A 7,750-nucleotide genomic window follows, 5' to 3' on the forward strand; every position below is an offset into this window, starting at 1 on the left:
TCTCGACCGTGTTCGTCGCGCTCGGCGCGACCGCCTCGGCGGTCGGCGGGCTGCTGCTGCAGAACGCGCCGCTGCTGGCGACGCTCGCGGGCCTCGCGATCATCGTGATGGGGCTGCACTTCCTCGGCGCCTTCCGCATCCCGTTCCTGATGCGCGACACGCGGATGCAGGTGGACAAGCCGGTCGGGCTCTGGGGCCCCTATGTGATGGGGCTCGCCTTCGCGTTCGGCTGGACGCCCTGCATCGGCCCCGTGCTGGCGGCGGTGCTGGCGGTCGCGGCCTCGGAGGCGACGGTCGCCAAGGGCGCGGGGCTGCTCGCGGTCTACGCCGCAGGTCTCGGCCTGCCCTTCCTGATCGCCGCGCTCGCCATGAAGCCCTTCGTCGCCTTCCTGAAACGCTTCCGCAGCCATCTCGGCACGGTCGAGAAGGTGATGGGCGGCCTGCTGGTGCTGACCGGGATCGCCTTCCTGACCGGCTGGACCACGACGGCCTCGTTCTGGCTGTTGGAGACGTTTCCGGGGCTGGCGACGCTGGGGTGAGGCGCTCTTTCCCTCCCTCGCCGAGGGGAGGGTGGACGAGCGAAGCCCGGCCGGGTGGGGTGGTCTCAGGACGAGAGCCTCCGGCCCCCGCTGGCGCGAGGGCCAGCCTCCCCGCCGTCTCCGGGGCGAGGAGGCCAAAGGATCAAATCTGGCTGTAGCCGCCGTCCTTGAACTCGTAGAACACGAAGCCCGCGACGGTCGGATCGCCCTTGTCGTCGAACTTCAGGTCGCCGATCACGGTCTTGAAGTTCTGCTTGTTCATCTCGGCGGCGACGGCCTCGCCTTCGGTCGACTTGGCCGCGTTGGCGGCCGCCGCCCAGATCTGCATGGCGGCGTAGCTGTAGAGGGTGAAGCCTTCCGGGCTGATCTTCTTGTCCTTGAACTTCTGGACGATCTCGGCGGCCGCCGGCGACTTGGTCTGGTCCGGCGGGAAGGTGAACATGGTGCCTTCGCCGCCCTTGCCGGTGATGCCGAGGAATTCCATGCTCTGCAGCGCGTCGCCGCCCATCAGCTTGGCCTGCAGGCCCTGGTCGCGCATCTGGCGCACGATCAGGCCGGCCTGCTGGTAGTATCCGCCGAAATAGACGGCGTCGACATTCGCCTGCTTCAGCTTCGACACCAGCGCGGAGTAGTCCTTCTCGCCGGGCGTGATCGCCTCATACATGACTTCCTTGCCGCCGCCGTCGCGGAAGGTCTTGAGCGTCTCGTCGGCGAGACCCTTGCCGTAGGACGACTTGTCGTGGACGATCGCGACCTTCTTGTCCTTGAAGTTGTCGAGCAGATACTTGCCGCCGATGGCGCCCTGCTGGTCGTCGCGGCCGCAGACGCGGTAGATGGTCGGGCCGGGGCGCTTGTCGGTGAAGGCCGGGTTGGTGGAGGCCGGCGAGATCTCGATGATGCCTTCCTCGGCGTAGACCGACGAGGCCGGGATCGACGAGCCCGAGCAGTAATGGCCGATCACCACCTTGGCGCCTTCGGAGACGAGCTGGTTCGCGACGTTCACCGCCTGCTTGGGATCGCAGGCGTCGTCGCCGACCTTGACCACCAGCTTCTCGCCGTTGACGCCGCCGGCCGCGTTGATGTCCGCCACCGCCTGCTCGGCGCCGTTGCGGATCTGGGCGCCGAAGACGGCGTTCTCGCCCGTGATGGGCGCCCCGATGCCGACCACGATGTCCGCATAGGCCGGCGCGGCGAGCGCGACGGCGAGGCCAAGGCCCATGGCTGTTCCGAGATGTCGCTTCATGCCGAGAGTCCCCTTCGATGGCGCTGCCTGGATGCCATTGTTGGCGCGTCGCGCCGCGTCTGTCACGCCGCTCCTTCGCGGTCGCGGCGCCGCCAGCCGAACGGGCCGGCGCGCTCGTAGAGCCAGCCGTACTGGCGCGCCATGCGGCCGGCGAGCGTCACGCGATGGCCGACGAGCGCGAGCGCGATCAGGATCACGAGGTCGACGACGAAATAATGAAGCGTCAGCAGGCTGCCGCTGAACAGCGCGTAGTGGATGAAGCGCACCGCGGCGGCGAGCGGGACCATCCACAGCGCCGCCTTCCAGGCCGGCTCCCAGGAGCGCGCCAGCGCGCGTCCCGCGAGCCACGCCGCGCCGCCGCCGAGCAGGACGGTGACGAAGCCAAACTCGGCGAGCGAGATCTCCCAGATCAGGCCCATGGCGCGTCTCCGCCAGGCGCGCTCACCGGCCGCCCTCCAGATAGGCCGCCCGCACCTCGGGGCGCTCCAGAAGCTCGAGCCCGCCGCCGCTCATGGTGATCTGGCCGTTGACCATCACATAGCCCCGATGGGCCAGCTTGAGCGCGTGATAGGCGTTCTGCTCGACCAGGAACACCGTCAGCCCCTCGTTGCGGTTGAGCTCGCCCACCACCGAGAAGATCTGCTTGGCGATCAGCGGCGCGAGGCCGAGCGAAGGCTCGTCGAGCAGCAGCAGGCGGGGCCGGCTCATCAGCGCGCGGGCGATCGCCAGCATCTGCTGCTCGCCGCCCGACAGCGTACCGCCGCGCTGGCTGGCGCGGTCCTTCAGCCGGGGGAAGATGTCGAAGACGCGCCGCAGATCCTCGTCGAAATGCGCGAACTGCGTCACCGCCGCGCCCATCTGCAGGTTCTCGAGCACCGTCATGCGCGGGAAGATGCGGCGGCCCTCGGGCGACTGCGCGATCTTGAGCCGCGCGATCTCGTAGGTCGGCAGATGCGTGATGTCGCGGCCGTCGAACAGGATCGAGCCGTCGCGGGCGCGCGGCGCGCCGAAGATCGTCATCATCAGCGTCGACTTGCCGGCGCCGTTCGCGCCGATCAGCGTGACGATCTCGCCGGCCGGCACCTCGACGTCGACGCCCTTCAGCGCGGCGATGGCGCCGTAATAGGCCGTGACGCCGCGCAGCGAGAGCATGGCTTCGCTCACGCCCCGCTCTCCTCGGCGATGCGCTCGATCTCCTGCTCGACCTTCTCGACCTCCTCGTCCTCGACGCCCAGATAGGCGGCGATCACCTTCGGGTCCTCGCGCACGGCCGCGGGCGAGCCGTCCGAGATCTTCTTGCCGTAATCCAGAACCACCACGTGATCGGAGATCTCCATCACCACGCTCATGTCGTGCTCGATCAGCAGCACCGCGACGCCCTCGTCGCGGATCGAGCGCAGCAGCGTGTTCAGCTCGGCGCTTTCGCGCGGGTTGAGGCCGGCCGCCGGCTCGTCGAGGCACAGCAGCACCGGATCGGTGCACATCGCGCGCGCGATCTCGAGGCGGCGCTGGTCGCCATAGGGCAGGTCGGCGGCCGCGTCGTCGGCGCGGTCGACGAGGCCGATGCGGTCCAGCCAGGCGGTGGCCTTGTCGATCGCCGCGCGTTCGGCGCGGCCATAGCTGGCGAGGCCCAGAACCCCCAGCAGGGTGAAGCCGGACGCCCGCATCAGCGGCCCGTGCTGCGCCACCAGCAGGTTCTCGAGCAGCGTCATGCCGCCGAACAGGCGGATGTTCTGGAAGGTGCGGGCGACGCCCGCCGTGCGCGAGATATCGTGGTCGCGCAGCCGCTCCAGCAGCCACCTCTCGTCCTCCGCCCTGCGCAGCGTCAGCCGGCCGACGGTCGGCTTGTAGAAGCCGGTGATGCAGTTGAAGACGGTGGTCTTGCCGGCGCCGTTGGGCCCGATCAGCGCGGTGATCTCGTCGCGCCGCACGTCGAAGGACACGTCGTCGACCGCCACCAGGCCGCCGAACCGCATGGTGAGATGCTCGACCCGCAGCAGGACCTCGGGCGGCAGTTCGGGCGCGTCGAGCGGCCTGACCGTCATCCGTGTCCCTCCTGCACGAGGGAGCCGGCGATCGCCTTCTTCTCCTTGAGGAACACCGAAGGCGTGCGCGAGGAGACGAGGCCCCGCGGCCGCCACACCATGATCCCGACCATGACCGCGCCGAACACGATCATCCGGTAGTCCTTGAACTCACGGAACAGCTCGAAGCCGCCGATCATCGCCACGGCCGCGATCGCGACGCCGATCTGCGAGCCCATGCCGCCGAGCACCACGATCGCCAGGATCATCGCGCTCTCCATGAACACGAAGCTCTCGGGGCTGATGAAGCCCTGCCGGGTGGCGAAGAAGGAGCCCGCGAAGCCCGCGAACATGGCGCCCAGCGCGAAGGCGGTGAGCTTGGTGTTGACCGTGTTGACGCCGAGCGACCGGCACGCGATCTCGTCCTCGCGCAAGGCCTCCCATGCCCGGCCGATCGGCAGGCGGCGAAGCCGGATCGTCACGAAATTGGTGATCAGCGCCAGCGCCAGGATCAGGTAGTAGAGAAAGATGATCCGGTGCAGGGGCGAGAATTTCAGCCCGAAGGTCGCCGCGAAGCCATCCGGGCCGGGCGTGAAGTCGAGCCCGAAGAAGCTCGGCCGGGGGATGCCGCCGATGCCGTTCGGGCCGCCGGTGAACCAGTACCAGTTCAGCAGGACGATCCGGATGATCTCGCCGAAGGCCAGCGTCACGATCGCCAGATAGTCGCCGCGCAGCCGCAGCACCGGGAAGCCGAGCAGCACGCCCCAGAAGGCCGCCAGGATGCCGGCGAGCGGCAGGCACACCCAGAACGACAGGCCGAAATGCTGGGCGAGCAGCGCGTAGGAATAGGCGCCGACCGCGTAGAAGGCGACGTAGCCGAGGTCCAGCAGGCCCGCGAGACCGACCACGATGTTGAGGCCCCAGCCCAGCATCACGTAGGTCAGCACCAGGATCGCGAGATCGACCGTGTAGCGCTCGACGCCCGGCAGGAACGGCAGCGCGACCGCCAGCGCGACCGCGACGGGGGCGAACCAGCGGCCGAGCCGCGAAAGCGTCGCCTCGACCCGCGGCGGAATCTGGGTCCTGGTCCGGCCCGCATCGGGCCGCCAGATCGTCAGGTTGAGCGCGAGCCGCCCGAGGAAGACCAGGCCGACCGCGATCGCGACGCGCTCCCAGTGCGGCTCGAGCCTCAGCCCGTTCGGGCCCTGGACGGTGACGAGGCCCATCATGGGGGCGGCGAGCCCCAGCGCGATCAGCGCCGTGATGAACGCGTTCCGAAGCGCCGCCATGAAGGGCGAAGGCGAAGGAGCCGGCGCGTGATCCGCCACGAGCCGCCTCAGACCTTCTCGACTTCCGGCCTGCCGAGCAGGCCGGAGGGCAGGAAGATCAGCACGATCACCAGAATGGAGAACGCGGCGACGTCCTTGTATTCGACCGAGAAATAGGCGGACCAGAGGGTCTCGATCAGGCCGATCAGCAGCCCGCCCAGCATCGCGCCCGGCAGCGAGCCGATGCCGCCGAGGACCGCGGCCGTGAAGGCTTTCACCCCGGCCACGAAGCCGATGTAGAAATCCGCCACCCCGTAATAGAGCAGGTACATGAGGCCCGCCACGGAGGCGAGCGCCGCGCCCATCACGAAGGTCAGCGAGATGGTGCGGTCGACGTCGACCCCGAGCAGCGCGGCCATCTTGCTGTCCTGCTCGCAGGCGCGCTGCGCGCGGCCGAAGGACGTCCGCGTGACGATCAGCCAGAACGCGATCATCGAGACGATCGTCGTCAGCACGATGATCACCTGCACGTTCGAGATGTTGACGACGAAGCCGTCGCCGCCCTCGGACTGCCAGAAATAGCCGCGCACCACCGGCGGCAGCGGCTTGACCCGCGCGCCCTGCGCGACCTGGACGTAGTTCTGGAGAAAGATCGCCATGCCGATGGCGGAGATCAGCGGCGCCAGCCGGAACGAGCCCCGGAGCGGCCGATAGGCGATCCGCTCCACAGTCCAGCCATAGAGTGCGGTCAAAGCCATCGCCACGACCAGCACGATCAGCAGCGCCAGCGGCGCGAATGCGACGCCGAGCGCCGCGAGGGCGAGATAGACGATGAGCGCCAGGAACGCGCCGACCATGAAGATGTCGCCATGAGCGAAATTGATCATGCCGACGATGCCGTAGACCATCGTGTAACCGATGGCGATGAGCCCGTAGATCGAGCCGAGCGTGACGCCGTTGATCAGTTGCTGCGCGAAATACTCCATCGGGTGATGTCGCTTCCTTCGCGTTGCCGACTTCGCTTCCGCGCCCCGACTCAGGGGCGGCGCCCCTTCCGTGGGCGAGCACGGTTGGTGTGCAGTCTTAGCAAGCGTCGCGGGACGCCACAACGCGCCGGACGTGCTTCGCACACGTTCGACGACGGGAAACTGGAACGCCGGGCGTCGCTTTCCGCCGGTCGCGCGGGCGCTATCTTGTCTTGTTTTCCCGAGCGCCCGCGCACGCCTCGTGAGGGACGCCGCGGGCCAGGCGTTTTGCGTGCGTGTAGAGGATGACTGGGCCAGAGCCGCCCATCGGGGATCAGGCCGCGTATGACGGCGACGTTTGAGCATCAGCAAGGCCAGGGGAGAGCGGACATAGGGGGTTCTCGGCGCGCCGGCAAAGTTTCCTGGGCCGCCGCGGGCCTCGTGCTCGCCGCGGTCCCGCTGGCTCGCGCGCAGACGCCCGATCTCCAGGCGGCCTTCTCCAAGGCGTTCACCGGGGTCGAGGCGTGCATCGCGATTCGCGACGTCGCAGCCGGGACCGCGCCGGCGAGTTCCGGACAGCCGACCTGCGAGCGCCGCCTGCCGCCTTGCGCGACCTTCGACATACCGGCGAGCGTCATCGCGCTCGACCGCGGCGTCGTTCCGGACGCTGGCGCGCGGGTGAAGCGCAATCCGCCGATCGAGGGCGATCCGCCCGACGGGGTGAGCCTGCGCGATGCGTTCCGCACCGGGGCGGCCTGGGTCTATGAGGAGGTCTCGCGGCGGATCGGCTCCGACGCCTTTGCCAAGGCCCTCGCGGCGATGCGCTACGGAAACGCCGACTCGGGCGGTCCCGTGGAGCGGCTCGGTCGTGGCGACCGGCCGGACGGTCTCGCGCTTAACCCGGTCGAGCAGGTCGAGTTCCTCGCGCGGCTGAAGCGCGGCGAACTGCCGACTTCGGCGGAGTCGCAGGCCCGGACGGTCGAGATCGTGCCGACGGAGCGCTGGGGCGAGGCCACGGTGGCGATCAAGAGCGGCGCCTGCGACGGCGCGGCCTGGTCGGTGGGCTGGGTCGATCGGGACGGACGCAGCACGGTTTTCGCGGCGCTCGAAAGCGGCGGGGAGGGCATGTCCGCCGACGACGCCGTGAAGCGGGCGAAGCAGTTCATCGTCGAGGCGGGGCTCGCGCCGCCCCCGCGGTGAGGCGGCCGCGGCCCGTCATTGTGCGGACGGGCGCGGCGGCCTATTTCGGGCTCTGCACCCGGAGGCGCCCATGGATATTCTTTCGACCGCCGAAGAGTGGGCCCGCGAAGGGCGCTCGGTCGCGCTCGCCACTGTGGTGGAGACCTGGGGATCGGCGCCCCGGCCGGTCGGCAGCCATCTGGTGATCGACGCCGACGGCGACTTCCAGGGCTCAGTGTCAGGCGGCTGCGTCGAAGGCGCGGTCGTCAGCGAAGCCGCCGAGGTGATCGCCTCCGGAGAGCCCCGGCTGCTCGAGTTCGGGGTCGCGGACGAGACCGCCTGGCGCGTCGGGCTGTCGTGCGGCGGCCGCATCAGGGTTTTCGTCGAGAAGCTGGCATGAAGCTCGATCTGCTCGCCGCGCTGAACGCGGCGCGGGCGGCCCGGCGGCCCGCCGTCGTCGTGAACGCCGCCTTTCGAGAATGCTTCACGTGCTGCTTCACATGGGCCGGCACGATGGGCCGATGACGTCCGA

10 protein-coding genes are annotated in these 7,750 nt (G+C 69.3%); 4 read left to right on the plus strand and 6 right to left on the minus strand.

Annotated features, from left to right (window positions below):
- Window positions 1–539 (plus strand): cytochrome c biogenesis CcdA family protein (locus ACIKT0_RS09685; RefSeq protein ID WP_407105150.1); only part of this gene is annotated, 539 nt, incomplete at its 5' end.
- 142 nt (window positions 540–681) lie between these two features.
- On the opposite strand, the gene ACIKT0_RS09690 is transcribed toward ACIKT0_RS09685, so the two are convergent.
- From ACIKT0_RS09690 to ACIKT0_RS09715, 6 genes are all read right to left on the minus strand, one after another.
- Entirely contained in the window at window positions 682–1,782 is a 1,101-nt protein-coding gene (locus tag ACIKT0_RS09690) for a branched-chain amino acid ABC transporter substrate-binding protein (protein WP_407105151.1), read from the minus strand.
- 62 nt (window positions 1,783–1,844) lie between these two features.
- Complete coding sequence (locus ACIKT0_RS09695; RefSeq protein WP_407105152.1) at window positions 1,845–2,201, minus strand: DUF6867 family protein; 357 nt, start codon at window positions 2,199–2,201, stop codon at window positions 1,845–1,847.
- A 22-nt stretch (window positions 2,202–2,223) separates the two neighbouring features.
- Window positions 2,224–2,934 carry an ABC transporter ATP-binding protein gene (locus ACIKT0_RS09700; RefSeq protein WP_407105158.1) on the minus strand — a complete coding sequence of 237 codons (711 nt, stop codon included), beginning with the start codon at window positions 2,932–2,934 and terminating at the stop codon, window positions 2,224–2,226.
- Between the two features lie 8 nt (window positions 2,935–2,942).
- The gene (locus ACIKT0_RS09705; protein ID WP_407105153.1) at window positions 2,943–3,827 is read right to left on the minus strand and encodes an ABC transporter ATP-binding protein; all 885 of its coding nucleotides are present in this window, start codon (window positions 3,825–3,827) and stop codon (window positions 2,943–2,945) included.
- Window positions 3,824–5,095: a high-affinity branched-chain amino acid ABC transporter permease LivM gene (livM, locus tag ACIKT0_RS09710; protein WP_407105159.1), complete on the minus strand. Its 1,272-nt coding sequence runs from the start codon at window positions 5,093–5,095 to the stop codon at window positions 3,824–3,826. The genes ACIKT0_RS09705 and livM overlap by 4 nt, the downstream gene beginning before the upstream one ends.
- Window positions 5,096–5,142: 47 nt before the next feature.
- On the minus strand, window positions 5,143–6,060 hold the full coding sequence (locus ACIKT0_RS09715; RefSeq protein ID WP_407105154.1) for an ABC transporter permease subunit: 918 nt from the start codon (window positions 6,058–6,060) through the stop codon (window positions 5,143–5,145).
- Window positions 6,061–6,480: 420 nt separating this feature from the next.
- Between ACIKT0_RS09715 and ACIKT0_RS09720 the strand changes: the two genes are divergently transcribed.
- The 3 genes from ACIKT0_RS09720 to ACIKT0_RS09730 all read left to right on the plus strand — a co-directional run bounded on the left by ACIKT0_RS09720 (window position 6,481) and on the right by ACIKT0_RS09730 (window position 7,743).
- Entirely contained in the window at window positions 6,481–7,239 is a 759-nt protein-coding gene (locus tag ACIKT0_RS09720; protein WP_407105155.1) for a penicillin-binding transpeptidase domain-containing protein, read from the plus strand.
- Window positions 7,240–7,309: 70 nt separating this feature from the next.
- On the plus strand, window positions 7,310–7,618 hold the full coding sequence (locus ACIKT0_RS09725; protein ID WP_407105156.1) for an XdhC family protein: 309 nt from the start codon (window positions 7,310–7,312) through the stop codon (window positions 7,616–7,618).
- Window positions 7,615–7,743, plus strand: a complete 129-nt coding sequence (locus ACIKT0_RS09730) for a hypothetical protein (protein WP_407105157.1) — start codon at window positions 7,615–7,617, stop codon at window positions 7,741–7,743. The genes ACIKT0_RS09725 and ACIKT0_RS09730 overlap by 4 nt, the downstream gene beginning before the upstream one ends.
- Window positions 7,744–7,750 lie beyond the last annotated feature (7 nt).

The sequence above is a fragment of the Hansschlegelia beijingensis genome (genome assembly GCF_045505405.1).
Lineage (GTDB): Bacteria > Pseudomonadota > Alphaproteobacteria > Rhizobiales > Methylopilaceae > Methylopila > Methylopila beijingensis_A.

Coding starts and splice junctions, on each gene's coding strand:
- ACIKT0_RS09690 (WP_407105151.1), bottom strand. CDS start 1,782: ATGAAGCGACATCTCGGAACAGCCATGGGCCTTGGCCTCGCCGTCGCG.
- ACIKT0_RS09695 (WP_407105152.1), bottom strand. CDS start 2,201: ATGGGCCTGATCTGGGAGATCTCGCTCGCCGAGTTTGGCTTCGTCACC.
- ACIKT0_RS09700 (WP_407105158.1), bottom strand. CDS start 2,934: ATGCTCTCGCTGCGCGGCGTCACGGCCTATTACGGCGCCATCGCCGCG.
- ACIKT0_RS09705 (WP_407105153.1), bottom strand. CDS start 3,827: ATGACGGTCAGGCCGCTCGACGCGCCCGAACTGCCGCCCGAGGTCCTG.
- livM (WP_407105159.1), bottom strand. CDS start 5,095: ATGGCGGCGCTTCGGAACGCGTTCATCACGGCGCTGATCGCGCTGGGG.
- ACIKT0_RS09715 (WP_407105154.1), bottom strand. CDS start 6,060: ATGGAGTATTTCGCGCAGCAACTGATCAACGGCGTCACGCTCGGCTCG.
- ACIKT0_RS09725 (WP_407105156.1), top strand. CDS start 7,310: ATGGATATTCTTTCGACCGCCGAAGAGTGGGCCCGCGAAGGGCGCTCG.
- ACIKT0_RS09730 (WP_407105157.1), top strand. CDS start 7,615: ATGAAGCTCGATCTGCTCGCCGCGCTGAACGCGGCGCGGGCGGCCCGG.